A 26,204-nucleotide genomic window follows, 5' to 3' on the forward strand; every position below is an offset into this window, starting at 1 on the left:
GAGAAATTTGGATGATGAAACGTATTACCCTTGCCCTCACCGTTGCCGCTCTCATGGCGGGCTGCAGTTCTGGCGTGAAGCTGGACGATGTGCCTGTTGAAGACAAAAATGCGACCTCCACCATGGGTGGTGCCAACAACGGCGCCAACTCCGGCACTCCTTCGCAAAGCGGTGTCACTGGTGTGGACCTCGGCCAGTCCGGCCGTGACGGCGCAGGCCCCGTCGGTGTTGCTCGCGTCGTGTATTTCGACTACGACAGCTACGTGATCAAGCCCGAGTTCCAATCGATGATCGAAGCACACTCCCGCTTCATCAAGGCGGCTCCCAACCGCAAGGTCATGATCGAAGGTCATACCGATGACCGTGGCGGCCGCGAGTACAACCTGGCACTGGGCCAGAAGCGTGCAGAAGCCGTCCGCCGTTCGCTGGGCTTGCTGGGCGTGCCTGACAGCCAGGTCGAGGCCGTGAGTTTCGGCAAGGAAAAGCCTGCAGCCCAAGGCACCACCGAAGACGCCCGCGCCCAGAATCGCCGCGCTGAACTGTCGTACCGTTGATGGCCCCCGCTGCATCGGTTTTTTCGCTGCGGGCGCTGGCAATGGCCGCGATGCTCGCCGCGTCGTTGTCTTCCGCCCATGCGGCGATCTTTGAAGACGGCGAGGCGCGGCGCGCCATCCTGGAGATGCGACAACGCGTGGATGGCCTGCAGTTGTCTCAGCAGCGCTCTGCGGAAGAGGTGCGCAAGCTCGGCGAAGAAAACGCTCAGCTGCGCCGCAGCCTGCTGGATTTGCAGACCCAGATCGAGACCCTGCGCGCCGAGCAGGCCAAGCTGAACGGCCAGAACGAGCAGCTGCTGCGCGATGTAGGTGAGCTGCAGCGCCGTCAGAAGGATATTGCCCAAGGCGTGGACGAGCGGTTGCGGCAGTTCGAGCCCATCAAGGTCACGGTGGATGGCCGCGAGTTTCAGGCAGACCCGGCGGAAAAGCGGGACTTTGAAGCGGCGCTGGCTGTGTTTCGGTCTGGCAAGTTCCCTGACGCCAGTGCCGCTTTCGCAGCCTTCGTGCGGCAGTATCCGCGCAGCGGCTACGTGCCTTCTGCGCGTTTCTGGCTGGGCAATGCCCAGTACGCGACCCGCGAGTACAAGGAAGCCATCGGCAATTTCAAGCAGATGCTGACCGAGGCCCCCACGCACGCACGTGCGCCCGAGGCCGCGCTGTCCATCGCCAATTGCCAGATTGAGCTCAAGGACACTCGCACCGCGCGCAAGACGCTGGAAGACCTTCTGCGAGCCTATCCACAGTCTGAAGCGGCCGTTGCTGCCAAAGAGCGCCTCTCAAGGCTCAAATGACGGCGGTTGGTGTGGCCTTGGCCTCGCAACCCGCCGCAGACGAGGCGGCGGAGCACGCATTGGAGCGTCGCTTCGGCGGGCTTCAGCGGCTCTATGGCGTGCAGGGTGCAGCCAGAATCCGTGCCGCCCACGTTGCCGTTGTTGGTATTGGCGGTGTCGGATCCTGGGCTGCGGAGGCGCTTGCTCGCAGTGGCATCGCTCAAATCACCTTGATCGATTTGGACCATGTCGCTGAATCGAACATCAACCGCCAGATCCACGCATTGACCGACACCGTAGGGCAAGCCAAGGTTTTGGCCATGCGCGATCGCATCGCGCAAATCCACCCAGGATGCACCGTCCACTGCGTTGAGGAGTTTGTGGAGCCCGGAAATTGGCCGGATTTGTTGCAGACGCCTGTGGATGCACTGATTGATGCGTGTGACCAGATCAAGGCCAAAACGGCGTTGTCGGTGTGGGCGCGGGCCCATGGTGTGCTGCACATCACCGTGGGCGCAGCAGGCGGCAAGCGGTATGCGCACAAGGTGGATGTGGATGATCTTGCATTCACGACCCACGACCCGCTGCTGGCACAGATGCGCTACCAGCTGCGCAAGCACCACGGCGCGCCGCGTGAGGGCAAGAAGATCGGGGTCCCCTGTGTTTTCAGCCGCGAGGCGGTAGCTCCGCCAGATGCCTCCTGCAACATCGATGGCGATGGATCTTTGAACTGCCATGGCTACGGATCGGTGGTTGCCGTGACTGCGACCTTCGGTCAATGTGCGGTCGGCTGGGTACTCGATAAACTTGCAACCGATTCCAAATCGGCGGTAAAAAAGACGCTATAATTCAAGGCTTTGCAGCAATCGATACGATGGTTGCAATCGGTCGGGACGTTAGCTCAGTTGGTAGAGCAGCGGACTTTTAATCCGTTGGTCACAAGTTCGAATCTTGTACGTCCTACCACCCGATTCAAAAACGTACTTTCAAGTGCGTTTTACGCCAAAAGCCTCCCTCGGGAGGCTTTTGTTTTTGTGCTCAGCTTATCTGAGGTCATTGGGGCGTGATGCCCCGGGATATTGGCGCGCTTGGCCTGGGTAAAGCGGGTATCACTGGGTGGGGGCGTCCGTTTCAGCCGAGGGTGCAAAAAGGTCCCAACTGGCCATGAACAAGGCCGCAATCACGGGGCCAATCACAAACCCCGTCAGGCCGAACAAGGCCATGCCGCCCAGGGTGGAGATCAGCACGATGTAGTCGGGCATCTTGGTGTCCTTGCCCACCAGAACGGGGCGCAAGATGTTGTCCACGAGCCCGATCACAAAGACCCCGAAAGCCGTCAACACCACCCCTTGCCACACGGCACCGGTTGCCAGAAAGTAGATGGCGACTGGCACCCATATCAGCCCAGCACCCACTGCGGGCAACAGCGATAGGAAGGCCATCAGAACCCCCCACAGCACAGGGCCCTGGATGCCCAGGATCCAGAAAATCATGCCGCCCAGTGCGCCCTGAGAGGCTGCTACCACAATGTTGCCTTTGACCGTGGCTCGGATCACGGTGGTGAATTTGCCCACCAGCTGACGTTTGTGGGCCTCTTCCAGGGGGGTGGCCTGACCGATACGCTTCGCCAGGCTGGCACCGTCGCGCAGCAGGAAGAACAGCAGATACAGCATGATGCCGAAGCTGACGATGAACTCGAGTGTGTTTTGGCCGATGCTCAGCGCCTGCGTCGCAACAAATTGACTGGCCTGTACCGCAAAGGATGAAAGCTTCTGTTGAAGCTCGCTCACGCTGGTCAGTTGCAGGCGATCGAGCAGGTTGACGGCCCAGGCGGGTAGGGCGGCGATGACCTGTTGCAGGTACAGCCCAAAATTGATCTGGCCGGAGCGTACGCGCTCATAGATGGCAGTGGCTTCTTGAATCAACGACACCGTGATGGCAGCCATGGGCAGGATCACCATCACCAGGCACAGGCCAAGCGTGCACAGCGCAGCCAGCGTGGGGCGCCTTGGCATTTTTCTCAGCAATTTGCGATGCAGTGGCGCAAAGAGGATGGCAAGAATGACACCCCAGAAAACGGCTCCATGAAACTGCCAGAGGATCGCGCCGAATGCGATGGTGACGACGGTGAGCAGCAGCAAAAAGGCTTTGTCCTGGAGGTGTTGATGCGGCATGGAGTTGGGTTTGAATTGGGATACCCGGAATGTACGCGAGGCGTCAGCCGAAGCGTATTTTTGGAGGATGCAGTGATGGCCGCATCCATTTTTTAGGGGTGGACTTTGGTTCAGTGGCACAATAGCGGTCGTACCAAGGCCCTTCCCCAGCCACAGTCGCATCCGCCAACCGGTTCAGCCGTGTCGCGGAAGGTTTCTCAACCAGCTAATGCTTTCCCAAGGAAAGCGGAGGTCAGCGGAATATGAGCGATACGACATCCGTCTATCAAGCCTACCAAGGCAACACTTACCTCTTCGGCGGCAATGCGCCCTATGTCGAAGAGATGTACGAGAACTATCTCGCCAACCCCGGTAGCGTGCCAGATACTTGGCGCGAGTACTTTGATGCACTGCAACACGTCCCGGCTGTGGATGGCAGCAACGCCAAAGACGTTCCGCACCTGCCCGTCATCAATGCGTTCGCAGAGCGCGCCAAGCAAGGCGGCACCAAGGTGGTGGTGGCGACCGGTGCCGACTCTGAGCTGGGTCGCAAGCGCACGGCCGTACAGCAACTGATCGCCGCCTATCGCAACGTAGGTCAACGTTGGGCCGATCTGGACCCGCTCAAGCGCACCGAGCGCCCCGCAATTCCCGAGCTGGAACCCTCTTTCTACGGTTTCAGCGACGCCGACCAGGAAACCGTGTTCAACACCAGCAACACGTTCTTCGGCAAAGAGTCGATGACGTTGCGCGAGTTGATCAACGCGCTGCGCGAGACCTATTGCGGCTCCATCGGTGCCGAATACATGTACGCCACCGACCAGAATCAGAAGCGCTGGTGGCAAGAGAAGCTGGAAACCATCCGCAGCAAGCCCAACTTTGGCGCGGACAAGAAGAAGCAGATCCTGGACCGCCTGACGGCCGCTGAAGGCCTTGAGCGTTTCCTGCACACCAAGTACGTGGGCCAAAAGCGTTTCTCGCTCGAAGGTGGCGAGAGCTTCATCGCTGCGATGGATGAACTCATCCAGTCTGCTGGCGCCAAGGGTGTGCAAGAAATCGTGATCGGTATGGCCCACCGTGGCCGTCTGAACGTGCTGGTCAACTCCCTGGGCAAGATGCCCAAGGACCTGTTTGCGGAGTTCGACCACACCGCTCCCGAAGACCTGCCCGCAGGTGACGTGAAGTACCACCAGGGCTTCAGTTCGGACGTGACCACCCCCGGCGGCCCGGTTCACCTGTCGCTGGCATTCAACCCATCGCACCTCGAAATCGTGAACCCGGTGGTCGAAGGCTCTGTGCGCGCTCGCATGGATCGCCGTGCCGACCCCCATGGCAAGCAGGTTCTGCCCGTGCTGGTCCACGGTGACGCGGCTTTTGCAGGCCAAGGCGTCAACCAGGAAACGCTGGCGCTGGCCCAGACTCGTGGTTATTACACGGGCGGCACGGTGCACATCATCATCAACAACCAGATCGGTTTCACTACCTCCGATCCGCGCGACGCACGCTCCACGCTGTATTGCACCGACATCGTGAAGATGATCGAGTCGCCTGTGCTGCACGTGAACGGTGATGACCCCGAAGCCGTGGTTCTGGCTACCCAGCTGGCGCTTGAATTCCGCATGGAATTCAAGAAAGACGTTGTGGTGGACATCATCTGCTTCCGCAAGCTGGGCCACAACGAGCAGGACACCCCGGCTCTGACGCAGCCGCTGATGTACAAGAAGATCGGCGCACACCCTGGCACCCGCAAGCTGTACGCCGACAAGCTGGCCACCCAAGGTCTGGGCGAATCGCTGGGCGATGACATGGTCAAGGCCTACCGTGCCGCCATGGACGCTGGCAAGCACACGGTCGATCCGGTGCTGACCAACTTCAAGAGCAAGTACGCCGTGGACTGGAGCCCGTTCCTGGGCAAAAAGTGGACGGATGCTGGTGACACCGCCATCCCGCTGGCCGAGTGGAAGCGCCTGGCCGAGAAGATCACCACCATCCCCGATAGCGTCACGCCACACCAGCTCGTCAAGAAGGTGTACGACGACCGTGCCGCAATGGGCCGTGGCGATATGCCCGTGGATTGGGGTATGGGCGAGCACATGGCGTTTGCGTCGCTGGTGGCCAGCGGCTACCCAGTGCGCCTGTCCGGTGAAGACTGCGGCCGTGGCACGTTCACGCACCGCCACGCCGTGATCCATGATCAAAAGCGCGAGAAGTGGGACATCGGTACCTACGTGCCGCTGCAAAACGTGGCCGACAACCAGGCCCCGTTTGTTGTGATCGACTCCATCCTGTCCGAAGAGGCGGTGCTGGGCTTCGAGTACGGCTATGCATCGAACGACCCCAACACCCTGGTGATCTGGGAAGCGCAGTTCGGCGATTTTGCCAACGGCGCGCAAGTGGTGATCGACCAGTTCATCGCCTCGGGCGAAGTGAAGTGGGGCCGTGTGAACGGCATCACGCTGATGTTGCCCCACGGCTACGAAGGCCAGGGCCCTGAGCACAGCTCGGCCCGCCTGGAGCGCTTCATGCAGCTGGCTGCCGACACCAACATGCAGATCGTGCAGCCCACCACGGCCAGCCAGATCTTCCACGTGTTGCGTCGCCAGATGGTGCGTGATCTGCGCAAGCCGCTCATCATCATGACGCCCAAGTCGCTGCTGCGTAACAAGGACGCCACCTCGCCGCTGTCCGAGTTCACCAAGGGTAGCTTCCAGACGGTGATCCCCGAGCAAGATGAAGCGATCGTGAAGAAGGCCGCGAAGGTCAAGCGCGTGATCGCATGCTCGGGCAAGGTGTACTACGACCTCGTGAAGAAGCGCGCCGAGAAGGAAGCCGACGATGTGGCGATCCTGCGCGTCGAGCAGCTGTACCCCTTCCCGCACAAGGCGTTCTCCGCTGAGCTGAAGAAGTACCCGAACGCTACCGACGTGGTGTGGTGCCAGGACGAGCCACAGAACCAGGGCGCCTGGTTCTTCGTGCAGCACTACATCCACGAAAACATGCTCGAAGGCCAGAAGCTGGGCTACTCCGGTCGCTCTGCTTCGGCATCGCCAGCCGTGGGTTACTCGCACCTGCACCAGGAACAACAAAAGGCGCTGGTGGACGGCGCGTTTGCCAAGCTCAAGGGTTTTGTCCTGACCAAGTAAGGCCAGCTGCGACCCGACAACAGAACAAAACCCCATTCCGAAAGAATTGATATGGCTATCGTAGAAGTCAAAGTCCCCCAGCTGTCCGAATCCGTGGCCGAAGCCACCATGCTGACCTGGAAGAAAAAGGCCGGTGAAGCCGTGGCCTTGGACGAAATCCTGATCGAAATCGAAACCGACAAGGTCGTGCTCGAAGTGCCAGCGCCCGCCGCTGGCGTGCTGGCAGAAATCATCCAGGGCGACGGCGCCACGGTGGTGGCTGACCAGCTCATCGCCAAGATCGACACCGAAGGCAAGGCCGGTGCTGCAGCTCCTGCTCCGGCAGCAGCAGCTTCCGTGGCTGCGGCAGCACCTGCTGCAGCCCCCGCCGCTGCTGGCGGCTCCAAGGGTGATGTGGCCATGCCTGCCGCCGCCAAGCTGTTGGCCGACAACAACCTGTCTGTTTCGGCCGTGGCCGGTTCGGGCAAGGATGGCCGCGTGACCAAGGGCGATGTGCTGGCTGCAGTGGCGGGCGGCGCCAAGGCTGCCGTGGCGCCGCCCAGCGTGATTCCCACTGGCGTGCCCACCAAGGCACTGCCCCAGGTGGCAGCGCCTGCCGGCAAGGAAGACCTGAGCGGCCGTCCCGAGCAGCGCGTGCCCATGAGCCGCCTGCGCGCCCGTGTGGCCGAGCGTCTGCTGCAGTCGCAGTCGACCAACGCCATCCTGACCACGTTCAACGAAGTGAACATGGCCCCCGTGATGGACCTGCGCAAGAAGTTCCAGGACAGCTTCACCAAGGAACATGGCACCAAGCTGGGCTTCATGTCCTTCTTTGTGAAGGCTGCTGTGCACGCCCTCAAGAAGTACCCCGTGCTGAATGCATCGGTGGATGGCAACGACATCGTCTACCACGGCTATTTCGACATCGGTATCGCCGTGGGCTCGCCCCGTGGCCTGGTGGTGCCCATCCTCCGCAATGCAGACCAGATGAGCTTTGCCGACATCGAGAAGAAGATCGCCGAGTTCGGCAAGAAGGCTGCCGAAGGCAAGCTGGGCATTGAAGAAATGACCGGCGGTACGTTCTCCATCTCCAATGGCGGCACGTTCGGCTCCATGCTGTCCACCCCCATCATCAACCCGCCTCAGTCGGCCATCCTGGGCGTACACGCCACCAAGGACCGCGCCGTGGTCGAAAACGGTCAGATCGTGATCCGCCCGATGAACTACCTGGCCATGTCCTATGACCACCGCATCATCGATGGCCGCGAAGCCGTGCTGGGCCTGGTGGCGATGAAGGACGCGCTGGAAGACCCATCGCGCCTGCTGTTCGACATCTGATCCCCTGACTGCATCGACCCACCCGCGTGGCCCGGCCTCTGGTCCTGCCCGCCGGTGGGTCTTTCTCCAACTGACTGAACGAGATTTCCCATGAGCAAACAATTTGATGTGATCGTCATCGGTGGCGGCCCTGGCGGCTACATTGCCGCTATCCGCGCCGCCCAGCTGGGCTTCAATGTCGCCTGTATCGACGAGTGGAAGAACGACAAGGGCGGCCCCGCACCCGGCGGCACCTGCACCAACGTCGGTTGCATCCCCTCCAAGGCGCTGCTGCAGTCGTCCGAGCACTTCGAGCATGCCAACAAGCACTTTGCCGAGCACGGCATCACGGCGACCGGCGTCAAGATGGACGTGGCCAAGATGATTGCCCGCAAGGACGCCGTCGTGAAGCAGAACAACGACGGCATCCTGTACCTGTTCAAGAAGAACAAGGTCAGCTTCTTCCACGGCCGTGGCTCGTTCGCCAAGGCCGTCGAGGGGGGTTACGAGATCAAGTTGGCGGGTGCCGCTGAAGAGACGCTGACCGGCAAGCAGATCATCATCGCCACCGGCTCCAACGCCCGTGCGCTGCCCGGCACGCCGTTTGATGAGGAACTGGTGCTGTCCAACGATGGCGCCCTGCGCGTCGGCGCCGTGCCCAAGAAGCTGGGCCTGATCGGCTCGGGCGTGATCGGCCTGGAAATGGGCTCGGTGTGGCGTCGCCTGGGTGCCGAAGTCACCATCCTTGAAGGCTTGCCCACGTTCCTGGGGGCAGTGGACGAGCAGATCGCCAAGGAAGCCAAGAAGGCCTTCGACAAGCAGGGCCTGAAGATCGAGCTGGGCGTGAAGGTCGGCGAGATCAAGACCGGCAAGAAGGGTGTGAGCATTGCCTACACCAACGCCAAGGGCGAAGCCCAATCGCTGGATGTGGACAAGCTCATTGTCTCCATCGGCCGCGTGCCGAACACCATCGGCCTGAACACCGAAGCTGTGGGCCTGCAACTCGACGAGCGCGGTGCCATCGTTGTGGACGGCGATTGCAAGACCAACCTGCCCGGCGTCTGGGCGGTGGGCGATGTGGTGCGTGGCCCGATGCTGGCGCACAAGGCCGAGGAAGAAGGCGTTGCCGTGGCCGAGCGCATCGCCGGCCAGCACGGTCACGTCAACTTCAACACCATCCCCTGGGTCATCTACACCAGCCCCGAGATCGCATGGGTGGGCCGCACCGAGCAGCAACTCAAGGCCGATGGCGTCAAGTACAAGGCCGGCAGCTTCCCGTTCCTCGCTAACGGCCGCGCACGCGCGCTGGGCGACACCACCGGCATGGTCAAGATGCTGGCCGATGCCGAGACCGACGAAATCCTGGGCGTGCACATCGTAGGCCCACAGGCCAGCGAACTGATCGCCGAGGCCGTGGTGGCCATGGAGTTCAAGGCCAGCAGCGAAGACATCGCGCGCATCTGCCACGCACACCCCAGCCTGAGCGAAGCCACCAAAGAAGCAGCGCTGGCCGTGGACAAGCGCACTTTGAACTTCTGATTGAGGCCTCAATGAGCTACAAGCGCATGATTTACATGCGCTTGTAGCTATTATTTTTGTAGTATCAAAGCATCCACAAAGTGACCGTCAAACAGGCTTACCTGGCCGAGCTGGCCGCCAAAGGCTACCAAAGCGACCCTGCCCAGCTGCGCGCAGTGGATGCCCTGCAGCGCTGTGCTGACGAGTGGGCCCAGTACAAGGCACGGCGCTCCAACGCGATCAAGAAGCTGATCAACCGCCCCGAGATTCCGCGTGGCGTCTACATGTACGGCGGCGTGGGGCGGGGCAAGAGCTTTTTGATGGAGTGCTTTTTTGACGCTGTACCCCTGAAGCGCAAGGTGCGCTTGCACTTTCACGAATTCATGCGTGAAGTCCATCGCGAACTCGCAGCCCTCCAGGGCACGGTCAATCCGCTGGACGTTTTGGGCGAGCGCATCGCCAAACGCTACAAGCTCATTTGTTTTGATGAGTTCCATGTGGCGGACATCACGGACGCGATGATCCTGCATCGGTTGCTGGTGGCGTTGTTCGACAACGGTGTCGGCTTTGTGACCACTTCCAATTTCAAGCCTGACGACCTGTACCCCGGTGGCTTGCATCGCGACCGCATCCTGCCTGCGATTGACCTGCTCAATGAGCGGCTCGAAGTGGTCAACGTGGACAACGGCACCGACTACCGCCGCCGGACGCTGGAGCATGTGAAGCTGTATCACACGCCGTTGGGCCCCGAGGCGGACGCCGAGATGAACCAGGCGTTCGACCAGCTCGCCGAAGTGCATGACGAAGACCCGGTGCTGCATATCGAGGCGCGCGAAATTCGAGCCCGGCGCAAGGCTGGCGGGGTGGTGTGGTTTGACTTCAAGACCCTGTGCGGTGGGCCCCGGTCGCAGAACGACTATCTGGAGATTGCAACGCAGTTCCATACCGTGCTGCTGTCCGATGTTCCGTACATGCCCGTGAGCATGGCATCGCCAGCGCGGCGGTTTACCTGGCTGGTGGACGTGCTGTACGACCGGCGCGTCAAGCTCATTCTGTCGGCGGCCGTGCCGCCTGAGCAGCTGTATACCGAGGGGCCACTGGCGCACGAGTTTCCCCGTACGGTGTCGCGCCTCAACGAGATGCAATCCAAGGAATTTCTGGCGCTGGAGCGCCGCACGGTGGATACGGGGTTGACATGAGCAAGACCGCTGGGCGTTTGTTGGCGTTGTTGGTGGTGCTGGCTTGCTCAGTCGTACCTGTGCTGGTTGCTCCGGCCCGTGCTGCCACGGAGGCGGGGGCAGACTCCGCATCTGCGTCGGCAGCAGCGCATCGAAAGACGGAGCGTGACCGTATCGCACGCGAACGCGAGGCGCTGACAGCCCGGCGCCAGCAGGAAGAGGCGGTGTGCTACCAGCGCTTTGCGGTGGAGGATTGTTTGCGTGGTGTACGCGCCAAGGCGCGGGAGACCCACGACCGACTGCGCGCGCAGGAAATCGAACTCAACGATGCCGAGCGCAGGGAGAAAGCGGCAGAGCGCCTGCGGGCCATCGAGGACAAGCAAACAGCCGTCCCCCCCGCGGCCAAGCGTGCGGAGGCACAGGTTCGCAAGCCAGCGGCTGATCCGGAAGCTGCCAAGGCGCAGCGCGACACGGAAGCGCACCAACGCGCGCAGCAACAAAACAGCCGCGCCCAGGCTCAGGCGACTGAGCAGGCCACACGTGCAGCCGCCAATGCGGATCGCGCGGCCCAGTCGCGTGCCAAGCATGAACAGGCGCTCCAGGCTGCGGAAGAGCGTCGCGCGCGGGTTGAAAAATCCAGAGCTGATGCCTTGGCCCAAGGCCGCAAACCTGCTGCGCCCTTGCCGGCGCCTGCCGCGCCCGCGCCGGTGCGTTGAAGTAGGAAAGCCCGCAGGGGACCTGCGATCAGAAGTGGCGGGAGATCCCAAGCCCCTCAGCCAATACGGAGGCAGGGTGGGGCGGTCTCACCACTACCCGATTAAATCCCCGCACTATCCCTGCTCCCGGCTGGTGGAGCAGGCGAGACCCTCAGGGCCGGCCCATGTCCAGGGGCGTCAGGCGCGCAATCTTTTTCTCTTCGGCCAGGGCCTCGATCTTGACGACCACCAGCGACAGGTTGTCGCCGCCTCCACGTGCGCGGGAGCGGGCTTTTTCAATCAGGAACTCTGTCGCCTCCCGGGGGGACAGCGAATCGACCACCGATGCGAGCTCAGTAGGAGAAAAGTAGTGCCACACCCCGTCACTACAGGCCAGCAAGACATCGCCCGGCTGAAGCTGCGGAATGACATGGGTCGTGATGGGCGGGTCACTTTCGGTGCCCAGGCAGCCCACCAGGATGTTGGAGTGGGGATGGTTGTTGGCCTCGGCTTCCGTTAGCTCACCCCGGTCGACCAGCGCTTGCACGTAGGAGTGGTCGCTGGTGCGAAACGCCAGCCGGGAGCCCTGAAAGTGATAGATGCGCGAGTCACCCGCATGGACCCAGTGGCAGTCACCCCTGGGGTTGATCAGAAACGCCGCAATGGTGCTGTGGGGTTCTTGCTCTGCCGAGATGGCGGTGAGCCGAATGACGATGTGCGCCTCTTCGACCATGTTCTTGAGCATTGCCACCGGGTCGTCGGTGTCGGGCGAATAGCGCTCGAACAACTGACGCGCCGTCATCATGACCTGGTCCGACGCCTTGCGCCCACCGCTGCGGCCACCCATCCCGTCGGCGACCACACCCAGCACACAGCCGTTGTGCCGCTCATGGGAGATCAGTGCCACCTGGTCTTGCTGGTATTCGCGGTCACCCTTGTGGATGCCGGTGGAGGCGATGAGGCGAAACGCTTTGGTCATGCTGCAGATTGTGGGGGCGCCTACGCGAACGCCTGTCGTGGAAAGCGGGCCAAGCGCGTATTATCCGCCCGCCTGTGGCATTTTTGCCATGCCCGTGGCCCCCTGCCTTGAAACCCAGTCTGCACTCCCCCCACCGCCAGTTGATCGAACTGCGCATGGAACACGCCGATCTCGATGCACTCATCGACCGGTGTACGCCCGATGCGGCGCCCGACGAACTCACCTTGCGCCGTCTCAAAAAGCGCCGGCTGGTGCTGCGGGACGCCATGGAGCGGCTGGAGAGGCAACTCGAACCCCAAGAGCCCGCCTGATGTCGCTGGTGGCCATGGTGCCCGAGGTGTTTGCTCCCGGTGGTGTGTTGGCGCGGGCGGACGGGCATTTTCAACCGCGTGACGGCCAGACCCAGATGGCCGTTGCGGTGGCTGAGACCATTGCAGAAGGGGGCGCGCTGGTGGTGGAGGCGGGTACCGGTGTGGGCAAGACCTACGCCTATCTGGTGCCCGCCTTGCTGAGTGGTGAGCGGGTGCTGTTGTCTACCGCGACCAAGGCCCTGCAGGACCAGTTGTTCGCGCGCGACTTGCCTCGGCTGGCCCAGATCCTGGGGCTGCCCGTTCGCATGGCCCTGCTGAAGGGGCGCGCCAGTTATTTGTGTCTGCATCGCATGCAGCAGGCACGCCTGGATGTCCAGGCCCAGGACCGTGGCGTTGCCCGCGTGCTGGCCAAGGTGGAGGACTGGTCACGCCAGACCGTATCCGGCGATCTGGCCGAGCTGACCGGATTGGATGAGCGCTCGCCGGTGATTCCGTTGGTCACCTCGACGCGTGAGAACTGCCTGGGGTCCTCGTGTCCCCGCTTTCGGGAATGCCATGTGCACCGCGCGCGGCGCGAGGCGTTGGCTGCGGACATTGTGGTCATCAACCACCACCTGTTCTTTGCCGATGTGGCGGTGCGCGAGTCGGGCATGGCCGAGCTGCTACCGACGGTGCGCGTCGTTGTTTTTGATGAGGCCCACCAGATCAATGAGACTGGCGTTCAGTTTCTGGGGACGCAGATGTCCACGGGGCAATGGATGGACTTTGCCCGTGACCTGCTGATCGCCGGACTGCAGCATGCGCGCGGGTTGGCGGACTGGGCGGGGCTGTCGCAGCTTTTGGAGTTGTCTGCGCAGGACCTTCGTCTGGTCGTTGGCAACGCGATTTTCGAGGGAGCGAATGGCGTTGCAGCAGGGGCCAGAGTGCGCTGGACGGAAGAGGCTCCCGAGGGTCTATCGGGCGCTGCGTGGCATGCCGCGTTGCGCGCATTGGGATCGGCATGTGCGCAGTCGCTGGAGGCGCTGGACACAGTGAGCGAAATATCGCCCGATCTGGAGCGCCTGTACGAACGTGGCAGTTCACTGTTGGCACGGCTGGCCAGGTTTTCGGGACCTTGTCAGGCCGATGCGGTACGTTGGCTCGATGTGGGCAACCAGTTGCGCCTGATCGAGTCTCCGCTGGACATTGCAGATGCCATGCGCACCCGGATTCTGACGTCGCCCGCAGAAACCTCCGAGGGCGAAGCCTGGCCTGAAGAGCCGGCCGCAAATATGGGCAGGGCGTGGATTTTCACGTCTGCGACGCTGGGTGCCGACGAGGCCTTGACCTGGTTCACCGAACGAGCCGGACTGAAGGATGCACGCATCCTTCGCGTGGCCAGTCCGTTCGACTACGCCCGACAGGCGGCTTTGTATGTGCCGCGCCAGTTGCCATCGCCTGCGGATCCGTCCCACAGCCGCAGCGTGGCGGAGTGGGTTGCGCTGGCCGCCGAGCCGCTGGGCGGGCGTACGCTGGTGCTGACCACCACACTCAAGGCCTTGCGCACCATTGGCGACGCCCTCAAAGCGCGTTGGCAGACTTCTGGCGCGTTGGAGGTGTTGGTGCAGGGTGAGTGGCCCAAGCGGCGCTTGATGGAGCGTTTTCGCGAAGGAGCATCACACGGCCGACCGGGTTGTGTGCTGGTGGCCTCGGCTTCGTTCTGGGAGGGGTTTGATGTGCCAGGCGACGCTCTGCAACTGGTGGTCATCGACAAGCTGCCGTTCCCACCCCCGGGAGATCCGTTGGTGGAGGCGCGTACCCAGCACATCGAAAGGGCGGGTGGCAAAGCGTTCACATCCTACGCACTGCCGGAGGCGGCGGTCGCGCTCAAACAAGGGGCCGGGCGCTTGATCCGGCATGAAACCGACCGGGGTATCTTGGTGGTGGGCGATACACGCCTGGTGACGATGGGGTACGGCAAGCGCTTGCTGGCCGCATTGCCTCCGATGCACAGGCTGGAATCGCCCGAAGAATTCGAGTCTGCGTTGATGGCGCTTACCAAACCTTCCACCACGGATCCGACTTGCCCTTGAAGCCGCCATTCAGATAGGCGCTTTGTGGGTAGGACTTGTCCATTACGCGTCGGGCGTCGTCGCGCAGCTGGGTCATTCCGAGCGCGTCGTAGGACTGGATCAGGATATACAGCGCCTCTTCAAGCGCTGGCACACCTTGGTAGTCTGCTAATGCCACTTGTGCGCGGCCAATGGCAGCCACATAGGCGCCACGCTGGAAGTAGTAGCGCGCCACATGCACCTCGTACTGCGCCAGCGAATTGACGATGTAGGTCATGCGCTGGCGCGAGTCCTGCGCGTAGCGGGATTCAGGAAAGCGCGTGACCAGTTCGCTGAAAGCTTCAAAGGAGTCTTTGGCGGCTTTCTGGTCGCGCTCGGACAGGTCTTGGCGCGAGATGAACGAGAACAGGCCCAGGTTGTCGTTGAAGTTGACCAGGCCTTTCAGGTACAGCGCATAGTCCAGAGCCGGGCTTGCAGGGTGCAGCTTCATGAACCGGTCGAGCGTTGCGACGGCCTGCGCTTTTTCACCCGCCTTGTAGTGGGCATAGGCCTTGTCGATCTGCGCCTGTTGGGCCAGGGGGGTGCCTGCAGCACGGCCCTCCAGCTTTTCCAGCAGCGGAACGGCCTTGTCGTAGGCCCCGCTGTTCATTTCGTCCTGGGCTTCCGAGTGAATGCGATTGGGGCTCCAGCCCGCCGTTTTATCGACCGTGGTGCTGGAGCAGCCAGCCAGCAAACCAGCCAGTAGCAGGGCGGAAACAAGGGGCAATGGGGCACGCAGCATCGCAAGCAGCTTTCAGCAAAGAAAAAAGGAGGTGCGCCAAAAGGGGCTCAGGGGTTTTGTTGCGGGCCGGTGCACTGAACACACCCGACACGCAAGCTGCCACCACCATTTCAGGCACGAAAAAGCATTGTACTGGCGGCGCCCGCAGCGCCAAGGCGCGGCAGGCGTCTGTGCTGCCGATGAACCGCCGGGGTTTCTACAATGCCTGCATGTTTGTTCATTTGCGCCTGCACACCGAGTTCTCCGTCGTTGACGGTACCAATCGCATCGACGAGGTGGCCAAAGCCGCTGCCAAGGACGGCCAGCCCGCTCTGGCCATCACCGATCTCAATAATCTCTTTGGCGCCATCAAGTTCTACAAAGAGGCGCGGGGAAAGGGTGTCAAGCCCATCCTGGGCGCGGAGATTTTTCTCGAAGGCGAGGCCGGTGCCCCCCCGTCGCGTCTCATCGTTCTGGTTCAGAGTCGGCAGGGGTATCTGAACCTTTCGGAGCTGTTGGCCCGCGCCTGGACGCGCAACGTTGTGAAAAACCTGGCGTTGAGCACCTGGGCATGGCTGGAGGAGTTATCCGAGGGATTGATCGCGTTGTCTGGCGCTCAGGCCGGTCCGGTAGGGCAGGCGCTGATGAAGGGGGATGAGTCGGGCGCTGCGGACATTGCGTTGCGTCTGGCGGGCATTTTCCCGCACCGGTTTTATGTGGAACTTCAACGCGCTGGCCGCACTGACGATGAAGCCCATGTGGTTGCGGCAGCACAGCTCGCTGCACGACTGAGTCTGCCTGTCGTGGCAACCCACCCCATTCAGTTTGCTGGTCCTGACGATTACGAGGCGCATGAGGCCCGCATCTGCATCGCAGAAGGGGAAATCCTGGCCAACCCCCGCCGGGTGCGCAAGTTCACGCGCGACCAGTATTTCAAGACCTCTGCGGAGATGGAGGCCTTGTTTGCCGACCTGCCATCGGCCATTGCCAATACGGTCGAGATTGCGCAACGCTGCAATCTGACCCTGGTGCTGGGCAAGCCGCAGCTGCCAGATTTTCCTACGCCCAATGGCATGCCCATTGACGAGTACTTCCGCTACGCGTCGTTCGAAGGGTTGGAGGAGCGCCTGAAGCATCTCTTCCCTGACGAGGCCGAAAGAGACAAGCAGCGACCACGCTATGTGGAGCGACTGGAGTTCGAGCTGGGCACCATTCTCAAGATGGGGTTTCCCGGCTACTTCCTGATCGTGGGTGACTTCATTCAGTGGGCGAAGAACAATGGCTGCCCGGTGGGGCCGGGCCGTGGTTCGGGTGCCGGTTCGCTGGTCGCCTATGCGCTGAAGATCACCGACCTGGACCCGCTGCAGTACAACCTGCTGTTCGAGCGCTTTCTGAACCCAGAGCGCGTGTCGATGCCTGACTTCGACATCGATTTCTGCCAGTCCAACCGCGACCGGGTGATTGACTATGTCAAGGACAAGTACGGCAAAAATGCTGTGAGCCAGATCGCCACCTTCGGCACGATGGCAGCCAAGGCGGCGATCCGCGATGTGGGCCGGGTCATGGATATGAGCTACACATTCTGTGATGGCATCTCCAAGCTGGTGCCCGGCAAGCCCGGCATGTCCTACACCCTGGCCTATCCGCCCGAGGTGAAGAAGGAAGGCGACAAGAACAATTACGCGCTGGAGCTGGAGCCGATGCTCTACGAGCGCGTGCGCAAGGAAGAAGACGTCAAGACCGTCATCGAGATGGCGCAAAAGCTGGAGGGCATGACGCGCAACATCGGCATGCATGCCGGCGGCGTGTTGATCGCGCCCGGCAAACTCACCGATTTCTGCCCGCTGTACCAGCAGCCGGGCAGCGAGTCGGCCGTGAGCCAGTACGACAAGGACGACGTAGAGGCCATCGGACTGGTCAAGTTCGACTTTTTGGGGTTGGCAACGCTCACTATTCTGGAGATTGCGCGCGAGTTCATCATCAAGCGCCACAAGGGCCAGGAGAACTTTGCGTTCGAGAACATTCCGCTCGACGATGGGCCGACGTACCGGCTGTTCTCCGAGGGCAAGACAGAAGCGGTGTTCCAGTTTGAAAGCCGTGGCATGCAGGGCATGTTGAAAGAGGCGCGCCCCAGTCGGCTGGAAGACCTGATTGCCCTGAACGCGTTGTACCGGCCAGGGCCCATGGACCTGATTCCCAGCTTCGTGAATCGAAAGCATGGCAAGGAAGAGGTCATCTACCCGCACCCGCTGGTGGAGCCTGTGCTGGCCGAGACTTACGGGATCATGGTGTACCAGGAGCAGGTGATGCAGACCGCTCAGGTCCTGGGCGGTTACAGCCTGGGTGGCGCCGACATGCTGCGCCGGGCCATGGGCAAGAAGAAGGCCGAGGAGATGGCCGAACACCGCGCCATCTTCCGCAAGGGAGCTGCTGAGAAGGGCATCAGCCAGGAGAAGGCTGACGAGGTGTTCGACTTGATGGAGAAGTTTGCGGGCTACGGCTTCAACAAGTCGCACGCAGCCGCTTATTCCCTGCTGGCGTATCACACCGGCTGGCTCAAGGTGCACTACACCGCCGAGTTCTTCTGCGCCAACATGACGGTGGAAATGGACGACACCGACAAGCTCAAGGTGTTGTTTGAAGACGCGCAAAAGATGGGGCTGTCGTTTGAGCCGCCGGATGTGAACCGGGGCTTCTACCGGTTCGAACCCGTCACCGACAAGATCATCCGTTATGGCCTGGGGGCCGTGAAAGGCACGGGTCAGCAGGCGATTGAAGCCATCGTCGCCGCCCGCGAAGGGCGTGGGGACGGTCCACAGGGTTCGACGAAGGGGCCTTTCAAGAGCTTGTTTGATTTCTGTGTGCGGGTGGACAAGGCCCGCATGAACAAGCGCACGGTGGAGGCGCTGATCAAGGCTGGCGCCTTTGACTCCATCCATCTCAACCGGGCAGCCCTGGTCGCTTCGATTGATCGTGCGTTTGATTTTGCCGCCGCAACGCTCGCGAACGTGAACCAGGGGGGGTTGTTCGACATGATTGGCGACGACGCCCATGGCTCCAGCACGCAGGAACCAGACCTGGTGGATGCAACGCCCTGGGGCATCAAGGAGCGGCTCACGCTGGAAAAAACCGCCGTGGGGTTCTATCTGTCTGGCCACCTTTTTGATGAAGTGGCTACAGAAGTACGCCGTTTTGTACGGACCCAGATCGACGAGCTGCTGGATAGCCGTGAGCCCCAGGTCCTGGCCGGCATCATCAGCGACTTCCGGGTCATCAACGGGCAACGGGGCAAGTTGGGGCTCTTCAAGCTGGACGACAAGTCGGCAGTGATCGAAGCGTCTGCGGATGAAGCGCTGCTCAACACCTACCGCAACCAGCTCAAGGAGGACGAGTTTGTGGTGATGATGGGAAGGTTGCAGCTGGACCACTTCAGCGGCGGCCTGCGCGTCAAGGTGCAGCAGGTGTGGGATTTGGCGGGCGCGCGTTGCCGGTTTGGCAAATACCTGCATGTGACTGTGGGTGACAAGGCGCCCGATGTGCCGCGCCTGGTGCGCGAATTTCCGCCGGTGCGCGAAGAGATCGCCGAGGGGGAGCTGGTGCACGGGCTGCGCGTGCGCATGGGTGTGCGTTGCCAGTCGGAAGACGCGGCCGCAGTGGCGGAGTTGCAACTGGGCGAGAACGCGCGTTTTTACCCCAGCGATGCGGCCCTTGCAGCGTGGACGGCCCAAGTAGGCGCCGGTGCTGCCAATGTGGTCTACGAGTGAAGGATTGTTCTGCCAGAGTTTCGGTCACCGGCTGGCTTGAAAAATACCTGCCCCACAACCAGCTTCTCCTGCAGCAGCACCTTCTTCGGGTCGCTAGAATGATTTTCATGGCAACAAAACCACCTTCACCCCCCACCGCGCCTCCGGTGACTCGGCCTGCGCGGGATGACGGCGGTTCGGTCGTGCTCGAGAGGCGCACCCAAAAGACCCAGCCGCCCCAGATGTACCAGGTGGTCATGCTCAATGACGACTACACGCCCATGGAGTTCGTCATCGTGGTGCTGCAGGAGTTTTTCAGCAAGGACCGCGAAACGGCCACCCAGATCATGTTGAAGATCCACCTGGATGGCAAAGGCGTTTGCGGCGTTTATTCGCGCGATGTGGCCGCCACCAAGGTAGAGCAAGTGCTTGACGCCGCCCTCAAGGCGGGCCACCCACTGCAATGTGTCAGTGAGCCTGTTGAATAACAGGTCTTTTGTCCCGATCTACAGTTATCCCTTCCACGCAAGCACAAAGGAGTTCACATGATTGCCCAGGAACTGGAAGTCAGCTTGCACATGGCCTTTGTTGAGGCCCGTCAGCAGCGCCACGAGTTCATCACCGTGGAGCATCTGTTGCTTGCATTGCTCGATAACCCCAGCGCAGCGGAGGTGCTGCGCGCATGTTCGGCTAACATCGATGATCTGCGTTCATCGCTGTCGAACTTCATCAAAGACAACACGCCCCAGGTCGCCGGTAGCGACGAGGTGGACACTCAACCCACCCTGGGTTTCCAGCGGGTGATCCAGCGCGCCATCATGCACGTGCAGTCCACGGGCAACGGTAAGAAAGAGGTGACGGGCGCCAATGTGCTCGTGGCTATCTTCGGCGAGAAAGATTCGCACGCCGTGTACTACCTGCACCAGCAGGGAGTCACGCGCTTGGACGTAGTCAACTTCATTGCCCACGGCATTAAGAAGGGCGAGCCACCGGAACCCGCCAAGGCTGAAAACCAGGCCGAGGGCGAAGAAGGCGGTGGTGGCGAGCGCAATGAAAAAGCCTCGCCCCTGGAGCAGTTCACTCAGAACCTGAACCAGGCGGCCAAGGACGGCAAGATCGACCCGCTGATCGGCCGCAACTACGAGGTCGAGCGCACGATCCAGATCCTGTGCCGCCGCCGCAAGAACAACCCGCTGCTGGTGGGCGAAGCCGGTGTGGGCAAGACTGCCATTGCCGAGGGGCTGGCTTGGCGCATCACGCAGAACGACGTGCCTGAAATCCTGGCCGAGGCCACGGTGTACTCGCTCGACATGGGCGCGTTGCTGGCGGGCACCAAGTACCGTGGCGATTTCGAGCAGCGCCTCAAAGGCGTGCTCAAGTCGCTCAAGGACAAGCCCAACGCCATCCTGTTCATTGACGAGATTCACACCCTGATCGGTGCGGGCGCGGCCTCTGGCGGCACCTTGGATGCGTCCAACTTGCTCAAGCCTGCGCTGTCCAGTGGCCAGCTCAAGTGCATCGGTGCAACCACCTTCACGGAGTACCGTGGCATCTTCGAAAAGGATGCTGCGTTGTCGCGTCGCTTCCAGAAGGTGGATGTGGTCGAGCCCAGCGTGGCCGAGACCATTGACATCTTGAAGGGCCTCAAGAGCCGCTTCGAAGAGCACCACAGCGTGAAGTACGCCGCTGCGGCCCTGCAGGCTGCGGCCGAACTGAGTGCCAAGTACATCAACGACCGCCATTTGCCTGACAAGGCCATCGACGTAATCGACGAGGCCGGTGCCGCGCAGCGCATCCTGGTGCCCAGCAAGCGCAAGAAGACCATCGGCAAGGCCGAGATCGAAGAGATCGTGGCCAAGATCGCGCGCATTCCACCCGCCAACGTGTCCAACGACGACCGCGGCAAGCTGCAGACGCTGGAGCGTGACCTCAAGAGCGTGGTGTTCGGTCAGGACAAGGCGCTTGAGGTGCTCGCCAGCGCTGTCAAGATGGCGCGTTCGGGTCTGGGCAAGGGCGACAAGCCCATCGGCTCGTTCCTGTTCAGCGGTCCCACGGGTGTTGGCAAGACCGAAGCGGCCAAACAGCTCGCCTACATCATGGGCATCGAGCTGATCCGCTTCGATATGTCCGAGTACATGGAGCGCCATGCCGTGAGCCGCCTGATCGGCGCGCCCCCGGGCTACGTGGGCTTTGACCAAGGGGGTCTGCTGACCGAAGCCATCACGAAGAAGCCGCACGCGGTGCTTCTGCTCGACGAGATCGAGAAGGCGCACCCGGACATCTTCAATGTGCTACTGCAGGTCATGGACCATGGCACGCTGACGGACAACAATGGCCGCAAGGCCGACTTCCGCAACGTGCTCATCATCATGACCACGAATGCCGGCGCCGAGACCATGAACAAGGCGACCATCGGTTTTACCAACCCGCGGCAGGCGGGCGACGAGATGGGCGACATCAAGCGCCTGTTCACGCCCGAGTTTCGCAACCGGTTGGATGCCATAGTCAACTTCAAGGCGCTCGACGAGCAGATCATCTTGCGCGTGGTGGACAAGTTCCTGCTGCAGCTGGAGACGCAGCTGGCCGAGAAGAAGGTGGAAGTCACCTTCACCGACGCCTTGCGCAAGCATCTGGCCAAGAAGGGCTTCGACCCCCTGATGGGCGCGCGCCCGATGCAGAGACTGATTCAGGACACGATCCGCCGTGCCTTGGCCGATGAGCTGCTGTTTGGCCGCCTGACCGAAGGCGGACGCCTGACTGTGGACATTGAGATGAAGAAGGACGACAAGGGGGTGGAAACGCCCGAAGTGCTTCTGGACATCCAGCCTTTGCCCAAGAAGGAGCGCTCGGCGAAGTCTGAACCTGCAGAGCCGGAAGAGGCAACGACCGACTGACCTTGCGTTCCTCGCAAGTTCGCGAAAAGCCCACGGCGTCAACCGTGGGCTTTTTCATTGGCAATGGCCGCTGGGGGTATACACCACCAGAGGCGATGTATAGGTGTTTTCTAGCGTGCTGGGGTGCGTGCGGCTGGAGCGCTAGCGCGCCCCGCCTTGACCGGTTGTGTGGCCTGAGCAAGCAAGGGCGCACACTGCGCATCGTCGTCAGCGCCAGGGATTGTGACCGGTATCAGCGCCAACGCTGCAGGCGCGGCCACCGCAGCAGCAATGGCTGCACCTGCGCGCAGCAGTAAGGGGCCCGGTTCTGCGCCCACGTCGGGCTTGCCCAACGTGCCACGTACATACAACGGAGTGCGCAAAGAAAAGAACTTCCACTCCAGGGATGCAGGTTTCACGCTGAGGTTCAGGCGTTCGTCCGCCATGTCGATGGTGCCGGTGACATCCACCACCGCTTCGTTGGTGCTCAGCTTGGCAGTGCGGACTGTGGCAACCCCTTCGCGCACCGCTAGGTCTGCCACTGCGCAACGGAGTTGCACCTCCTTGTCGTCGCCAAACAGTTTGCCAATCACAATGCTGCCAACGTTGAGCGCAGCGCGGTCCAGCAGTTCGCGGCTCAGAGTTCCTTCGCGCACGTACAGGCGCGCCTCGCCATTGCTTGTGCCGAGCCATTGCGCCACGGAGTTGCCTTGGCCATTCAATGCGATGGCCCCATCCAGCCGACCTAGGCTTTTACGCGTCAATTCCACCTCGGGGAACAAGGCAGCGAGTCGCAGGTTTTGCACGCGGGTGTCCATGCGTACGGTGAGCGGTCGTTTGCGACTATCCAGCACCAGCTTTGATTCAATCTGGCCTTTGGCTACGCCAAAATGCAAAGGCTCCAGGCGCAGCACTGCATCGTCGAGCACCGCGTGCACGCTGAGGTCTTCCAGTGGCAGGCTGTCGGGGCGGATCACTCGTTGTCCCGAGAATTTCAGATCCATGTCCATGTTGCTCCAACGATCGGTGGCAAAGGCCGCGTTGGGCAATACCCTGTCATTCCGACCCGCTCGGGCCTTCGCCGTGGTGGCTGTCCCGAGCACTGGCCCCAGGTCTGCAAGCCGCAATTGGTTGGATGTGATGGCTCCCGACAGCTTGCCGCGCGGCGCCCCTGATACAAAGCGCAGATTGCCGTGGAGGTCGCTCTGACCGACTGTTCCGGTGAAGTCACGGTAGTTCCACACGGCGCGGCCTGGCTGCAGGCTACCCTGCAGTCGGCCCTGGGTTTGAAACGCAGGTGTGTTGGGCAGAACCAGGCCCGTGAGTGGATACAGATCCGCCATGCTGGCGCCCTTGAGCATGACCTGAAAATCCATGCCTGACAGGGCGCCCGGGTTGGCCAAAATGCCCTGAACCGCTGTTTCCACACTGCCCGCCTTGGCTGTGAATTGCAGTGGGTAGTTCACTTGCTTGTCACGCAGTGTGAGGACGGAGCCGGCCTTGCCGTGGCCTTCGATGCGTGCTTTGCCCATCGTACCCATCACATCGAATCGCACACCATAGCGTGGGGAACCAGAAGCAACGTCTGCGCTGGCCGCAGACGAGGCTGCAGCGTGCGGGGGCGCCATTACCGTCTCTTGTGGCAAGGTATCGACACGGGCTGTCAGTTCAAGGTCCTGTGTGGCGTCGGCATACCCCAGTCGGCCTTTACGAACCACCAGCTGATGGACACTGAACGACCAGCGAGTCTTCGTATCGGTGGGGTCTTTTTGGGGGAAGGTCCAGTTGTTGTTGCCATCGCGCAGCCGAGCCAGTGAGATATCCGGGCCAGAGAGTTCCAAGGTATCAATCACCACTTCACGAGCCAGCAACGGCCAGAGCTTGAGCGACGCGCGTGCCACCTCCGCGCTGGCCGTGGGGCGCGGTTCTGCGCTCTTCCCTGTGCGGGCGAACCCTGGGGGGTCTTGCAGAACCAGCTGCGTGCCCTGCACGGTGACGCCGGGTATCCAGCGGTGCCAGCCCTCTTCGAGGGGCTGCGGCCAGTGCCAGGAAGCGGACAGGTCGCCTTCCACCGCAAACTGTCGTCCGCTCGCTTCGCTGGCGGCTTGGTTCAGCCAGGGCTTGGCGCGATTCCAGTCCCACTGGGTCAAAGTCACCGCGCCAATCAAAAGCAGCCCCATCACGCTCGCCGCCACACCCCAGGCTATGCGTACCCCGCGGCTGCCTTGTCTCCTTGGGAATGCGGGTTGAGCTACGGGGCGGGGCGATGGGTTGGTAGCGTGGTTGGTCGGAGGGCTCGTCATAGAACGGTCATGCTAGCCCGCAGAACGTGACTTTGGGCCCTTCGCACTGCGCTGCAGGCCTTTTGGCGCGCTTGTCCTACAGAGTGGGAACGCGTGGACAATCTTCTTGCCGTGCGGGGCTGGGGACACGTCGGCCCATGCGGGGTCTGATGCTGTGCGGTTACGCATGTCGATCCCTCCTAGAATTCGCAAGCCATGCACAACCCCCGTCATCCCCATGTCCTGCCGGTGCGCGACGGGGTGAGCCCCAGCTGTGTGGTGCTGCCCACACGCGGGCAGGGCAGCATGCTGGATTTCCTGGCGCAGCGACTGCCCGCAGTGTCCCGTGATGGCTGGTACGACCGCATGAAGGCGGGCGATGTGGTGGATGAGCGCGGGCAGATTGTTCAGCCCGAGCGGCCTTTTGAGGGAGGGGTGCGCCTTTACTACTACCGCAGCCTCCCGGCGGAGCCCGCGTTGCCTTTCTGTGAAGCCGTGCTGTACCAGGACGAGCATCTGGTGGTGGCGGACAAGCCGCACTTCATGCCGGTCACGCCCTCGGGCCGTTATCTGCAAAACACCTTGCTGGTGCGGCTGAAGCGTCGGCTGGGGTTACCCGAGTTGTCACCTCTGCACCGTATCGATCGCGACACAGCCGGACTGGTGACGTTGTCGGTGCAGCCGCGCACCCGTGGTGTCTACCAGGCCTTGTTCCGTGACCGGCAGATCATCAAGCACTACGACGCGATTGCGCCCTGGCGCGCGGACGTAGTGTTTCCCCGCGACCATGTCAGCCGTCTGGAAGAAAGCCCGCAGTTCTTTCGCATGCACGAAGTGCCCGGCGAGCCCAACAGCCACACCCACATGCAGGTGCTGGAGGTCGCCGGCGATTGGGCACGCTACCGTCTGTCACCCATCACCGGCAAGCGGCACCAGTTGCGCGTGCACATGGCGGCCCTCGGACTGCCGCTGCGCAACGATCCGTTCTACCCCGTGGTCAACGACCCGCCCGAAGGTGACTATTCGCGACCCCTGCAGTTACTGGCAAGGTCGCTGGAGTTTGTGGATCCGGTGACGGGGGTTCAGAGAGCCTTTGAAAGCCAGCAGGCTCTGGTCTTGCCCTGAGCTCATCGGCGGCCGGCTTGTGGCTCCAGGCCGCAGCTACCAAAGCGGACTTCGCTAACGAGACCCGGCTGAGCCCCGCGCAAGGGGTTTATGACCGAAGGCAGAGCCCTCTGCCTGCCGCACCAAGTCGCCAGGCGGCGCAGCATGCCGACATTCGCCCATGAAAAAGCCTACCAGACGTTGTTGCCTGGCAGGCTTGGAGTGTCGGGAATATGGAGCGGGTGAAGGGAATCGAACCCTCGTATGAAGCTTGGGAAGCTGCCGTTCTACCATTGAACTACACCCGCAGCAGTCGGGATTATAGGCAGCATCTGCAGGCTCAACCTCCAATGCCGGTTTGGCTATGGTCCGACCACATGAGAGCTCACTGGGCCGCAGTGGCGGCTGCGGAAAAGCGGAGGCTGTCCGATACACTGCAACCGCATGGATGACCTTCAAAAATCTGTGGCCGCTTGGGTGCCAGCCTGGTTGCTGGTTTGGGCTACCAGTCTTGGTGGGTGCGCGTATTCGCCGCCAGCGCATTTCATCGTTGTCGGAAATGAAAAATCAGTGTCGATCAGTTGGGAAAACTCCACTCTGGGCTCGGATGGAGCGCTTAGGGCGGCAGAGAAGCACTGCGCCAAGTATGGCCTTGCGGCAGAACTCGCCAATCAGGTGGGTCGTTTCGAGGCGACTTACCGTTGCGTCCAGGCGGTGGAGTGACGCTATCGAGCGAATCAGGTCGCAGAGGGGTATTTTTGTGCTCCCAATATGCCCTGGTGCTTGATATTCAC

19 protein-coding genes and 2 tRNA genes are annotated in these 26,204 nt (G+C 61.8%); 16 read left to right on the top strand and 5 right to left on the bottom strand.

Features of this window, described 5'->3' with window-relative positions:
• Positions 1–11: 11 nt before the first annotated feature.
• The 4 genes from pal (at position 12) to DNK89_RS00855 (ending at position 2,290) form a co-directional block, all read left to right on the top strand.
• A complete protein-coding gene (pal, locus tag DNK89_RS00840; RefSeq protein ID WP_110958524.1) occupies positions 12–554 on the top strand; it encodes a peptidoglycan-associated lipoprotein Pal in 543 nt (180 codons plus the stop codon).
• A complete protein-coding gene (gene ybgF, locus DNK89_RS00845; RefSeq protein ID WP_110958525.1) occupies positions 554–1,345 on the top strand; it encodes a tol-pal system protein YbgF in 792 nt (263 codons plus the stop codon). Before pal ends, ybgF begins: the two co-directional genes overlap by 1 nt.
• The gene (locus DNK89_RS00850) at positions 1,342–2,172 is read left to right on the top strand and encodes a ThiF family adenylyltransferase (protein WP_110958526.1); all 831 of its coding nucleotides are present in this window, start codon (positions 1,342–1,344) and stop codon (positions 2,170–2,172) included. Before ybgF ends, DNK89_RS00850 begins: the two co-directional genes overlap by 4 nt.
• Positions 2,173–2,214: 42 nt before the next feature.
• Positions 2,215–2,290: transfer RNA gene (locus DNK89_RS00855), tRNA-Lys, on the top strand.
• Between the two features lie 143 nt (positions 2,291–2,433).
• On the opposite strand, the gene DNK89_RS00860 is transcribed toward DNK89_RS00855, so the two are convergent.
• Positions 2,434–3,498: an AI-2E family transporter gene (locus tag DNK89_RS00860; RefSeq protein WP_110958527.1), complete on the bottom strand. Its 1,065-nt coding sequence runs from the start codon at positions 3,496–3,498 to the stop codon at positions 2,434–2,436.
• 242 nt (positions 3,499–3,740) lie between these two features.
• On the opposite strand from DNK89_RS00860, the gene DNK89_RS00865 reads away from it, so the two are divergent.
• The 5 genes from DNK89_RS00865 (at position 3,741) to DNK89_RS00885 (ending at position 11,328) form a co-directional block, all read left to right on the top strand.
• Positions 3,741–6,620 carry a 2-oxoglutarate dehydrogenase E1 component gene (locus DNK89_RS00865; RefSeq protein ID WP_110958528.1) on the top strand — a complete coding sequence of 960 codons (2,880 nt, stop codon included), beginning with the start codon at positions 3,741–3,743 and terminating at the stop codon, positions 6,618–6,620.
• Between the two features lie 51 nt (positions 6,621–6,671).
• Positions 6,672–7,937 (top strand): 2-oxoglutarate dehydrogenase complex dihydrolipoyllysine-residue succinyltransferase, encoded by a 1,266-nt coding sequence (gene odhB, locus DNK89_RS00870; protein WP_110958529.1) that lies wholly within the window; start codon positions 6,672–6,674, stop codon positions 7,935–7,937.
• A 90-nt stretch (positions 7,938–8,027) separates the two neighbouring features.
• On the top strand, positions 8,028–9,455 hold the full coding sequence (gene lpdA / locus DNK89_RS00875; RefSeq protein WP_110958530.1) for a dihydrolipoyl dehydrogenase: 1,428 nt from the start codon (positions 8,028–8,030) through the stop codon (positions 9,453–9,455).
• Positions 9,456–9,535: 80 nt separating this feature from the next.
• Positions 9,536–10,633 carry a cell division protein ZapE gene (gene zapE / locus DNK89_RS00880; protein WP_015013902.1) on the top strand — a complete coding sequence of 366 codons (1,098 nt, stop codon included), beginning with the start codon at positions 9,536–9,538 and terminating at the stop codon, positions 10,631–10,633.
• Entirely contained in the window at positions 10,630–11,328 is a 699-nt protein-coding gene (locus tag DNK89_RS00885) for a hypothetical protein (protein ID WP_110958531.1), read from the top strand. Before zapE ends, DNK89_RS00885 begins: the two co-directional genes overlap by 4 nt.
• A 151-nt stretch (positions 11,329–11,479) precedes the next feature.
• On the opposite strand, the gene DNK89_RS00890 is transcribed toward DNK89_RS00885, so the two are convergent.
• Complete coding sequence (locus DNK89_RS00890; RefSeq protein ID WP_015013904.1) at positions 11,480–12,286, bottom strand: PP2C family serine/threonine-protein phosphatase; 807 nt, start codon at positions 12,284–12,286, stop codon at positions 11,480–11,482.
• A 107-nt stretch (positions 12,287–12,393) separates the two neighbouring features.
• On the opposite strand from DNK89_RS00890, the gene DNK89_RS00895 reads away from it, so the two are divergent.
• Both DNK89_RS00895 and DNK89_RS00900 read left to right on the top strand, forming a co-directional pair.
• A complete protein-coding gene (locus tag DNK89_RS00895) occupies positions 12,394–12,597 on the top strand; it encodes a YdcH family protein (protein ID WP_099730408.1) in 204 nt (67 codons plus the stop codon).
• Entirely contained in the window at positions 12,597–14,669 is a 2,073-nt protein-coding gene (locus tag DNK89_RS00900) for an ATP-dependent DNA helicase (RefSeq protein WP_110958532.1), read from the top strand. The genes DNK89_RS00895 and DNK89_RS00900 overlap by 1 nt, the downstream gene beginning before the upstream one ends.
• On the opposite strand, the gene DNK89_RS00905 is transcribed toward DNK89_RS00900, so the two are convergent.
• Positions 14,632–15,429, bottom strand: a complete 798-nt coding sequence (locus tag DNK89_RS00905) for an outer membrane protein assembly factor BamD (protein ID WP_110958533.1) — start codon at positions 15,427–15,429, stop codon at positions 14,632–14,634. The two genes, DNK89_RS00900 and DNK89_RS00905, sit on opposite strands and share 38 nt — an antisense overlap.
• Positions 15,430–15,638: 209 nt before the next feature.
• On the opposite strand from DNK89_RS00905, the gene dnaE reads away from it, so the two are divergent.
• The 3 genes from dnaE to clpA all read left to right on the top strand — a co-directional run bounded on the left by dnaE (position 15,639) and on the right by clpA (position 22,045).
• The gene (gene dnaE / locus DNK89_RS00910) at positions 15,639–19,172 is read left to right on the top strand and encodes a DNA polymerase III subunit alpha (RefSeq protein WP_110959134.1); all 3,534 of its coding nucleotides are present in this window, start codon (positions 15,639–15,641) and stop codon (positions 19,170–19,172) included.
• Between the two features lie 98 nt (positions 19,173–19,270).
• The gene (gene clpS, locus DNK89_RS00915; RefSeq protein WP_015013909.1) at positions 19,271–19,639 is read left to right on the top strand and encodes an ATP-dependent Clp protease adapter ClpS; all 369 of its coding nucleotides are present in this window, start codon (positions 19,271–19,273) and stop codon (positions 19,637–19,639) included.
• 57 nt (positions 19,640–19,696) lie between these two features.
• Positions 19,697–22,045 carry an ATP-dependent Clp protease ATP-binding subunit ClpA gene (gene clpA / locus DNK89_RS00920; RefSeq protein ID WP_110958534.1) on the top strand — a complete coding sequence of 783 codons (2,349 nt, stop codon included), beginning with the start codon at positions 19,697–19,699 and terminating at the stop codon, positions 22,043–22,045.
• 110 nt (positions 22,046–22,155) lie between these two features.
• On the opposite strand, the gene DNK89_RS00925 is transcribed toward clpA, so the two are convergent.
• Positions 22,156–24,327 (bottom strand): AsmA family protein, encoded by a 2,172-nt coding sequence (locus DNK89_RS00925; RefSeq protein ID WP_110958535.1) that lies wholly within the window; start codon positions 24,325–24,327, stop codon positions 22,156–22,158.
• A 195-nt stretch (positions 24,328–24,522) separates the two neighbouring features.
• On the opposite strand from DNK89_RS00925, the gene DNK89_RS00930 reads away from it, so the two are divergent.
• A complete protein-coding gene (locus DNK89_RS00930) occupies positions 24,523–25,431 on the top strand; it encodes a pseudouridine synthase (RefSeq protein WP_110958536.1) in 909 nt (302 codons plus the stop codon).
• Positions 25,432–25,644: 213 nt separating this feature from the next.
• Here DNK89_RS00930 and DNK89_RS00935 read toward each other — a convergent pair.
• Positions 25,645–25,718: transfer RNA gene (locus DNK89_RS00935), tRNA-Gly, on the bottom strand.
• A gap of 136 nt (positions 25,719–25,854) precedes the next feature.
• On the opposite strand from DNK89_RS00935, the gene DNK89_RS24135 reads away from it, so the two are divergent.
• Positions 25,855–26,133: a hypothetical protein gene (locus DNK89_RS24135; protein WP_153064229.1), complete on the top strand. Its 279-nt coding sequence runs from the start codon at positions 25,855–25,857 to the stop codon at positions 26,131–26,133.
• Positions 26,134–26,204: the final 71 nt, after the last annotated feature.

It is taken from the genome of Acidovorax sp. ST3 (assembly GCF_003231145.1).
Taxonomy (GTDB): Bacteria; Pseudomonadota; Gammaproteobacteria; order Burkholderiales; family Burkholderiaceae_C; genus Acidovorax.

What these genes read in the sequence shown, in the direction of transcription:
- odhB (WP_110958529.1), top strand. Translation starts at nt 6,672, where the DNA reads ATGGCTATCGTAGAAGTCAAAGTCCCCCAGCTGTCCGAATCCGTGGCC.
- pal (WP_110958524.1), top strand. Translation starts at nt 12, where the DNA reads ATGATGAAACGTATTACCCTTGCCCTCACCGTTGCCGCTCTCATGGCG.
- DNK89_RS00925 (WP_110958535.1), bottom strand. Translation starts at nt 24,327, where the DNA reads ATGACGAGCCCTCCGACCAACCACGCTACCAACCCATCGCCCCGCCCC.
- DNK89_RS24135 (WP_153064229.1), top strand. Translation starts at nt 25,855, where the DNA reads ATGGATGACCTTCAAAAATCTGTGGCCGCTTGGGTGCCAGCCTGGTTG.
- DNK89_RS00850 (WP_110958526.1), top strand. Translation starts at nt 1,342, where the DNA reads ATGACGGCGGTTGGTGTGGCCTTGGCCTCGCAACCCGCCGCAGACGAG.
- dnaE (WP_110959134.1), top strand. Translation starts at nt 15,639, where the DNA reads ATGTTTGTTCATTTGCGCCTGCACACCGAGTTCTCCGTCGTTGACGGT.
- DNK89_RS00930 (WP_110958536.1), top strand. Translation starts at nt 24,523, where the DNA reads ATGCACAACCCCCGTCATCCCCATGTCCTGCCGGTGCGCGACGGGGTG.
- DNK89_RS00900 (WP_110958532.1), top strand. Translation starts at nt 12,597, where the DNA reads ATGTCGCTGGTGGCCATGGTGCCCGAGGTGTTTGCTCCCGGTGGTGTG.
- DNK89_RS00885 (WP_110958531.1), top strand. Translation starts at nt 10,630, where the DNA reads ATGAGCAAGACCGCTGGGCGTTTGTTGGCGTTGTTGGTGGTGCTGGCT.
- DNK89_RS00905 (WP_110958533.1), bottom strand. Translation starts at nt 15,429, where the DNA reads ATGCTGCGTGCCCCATTGCCCCTTGTTTCCGCCCTGCTACTGGCTGGT.
- DNK89_RS00860 (WP_110958527.1), bottom strand. Translation starts at nt 3,498, where the DNA reads ATGCCGCATCAACACCTCCAGGACAAAGCCTTTTTGCTGCTGCTCACC.
- DNK89_RS00865 (WP_110958528.1), top strand. Translation starts at nt 3,741, where the DNA reads ATGAGCGATACGACATCCGTCTATCAAGCCTACCAAGGCAACACTTAC.
- clpS (WP_015013909.1), top strand. Translation starts at nt 19,271, where the DNA reads ATGATTTTCATGGCAACAAAACCACCTTCACCCCCCACCGCGCCTCCG.
- DNK89_RS00890 (WP_015013904.1), bottom strand. Translation starts at nt 12,286, where the DNA reads ATGACCAAAGCGTTTCGCCTCATCGCCTCCACCGGCATCCACAAGGGT.
- ybgF (WP_110958525.1), top strand. Translation starts at nt 554, where the DNA reads ATGGCCCCCGCTGCATCGGTTTTTTCGCTGCGGGCGCTGGCAATGGCC.
- lpdA (WP_110958530.1), top strand. Translation starts at nt 8,028, where the DNA reads ATGAGCAAACAATTTGATGTGATCGTCATCGGTGGCGGCCCTGGCGGC.
- clpA (WP_110958534.1), top strand. Translation starts at nt 19,697, where the DNA reads ATGATTGCCCAGGAACTGGAAGTCAGCTTGCACATGGCCTTTGTTGAG.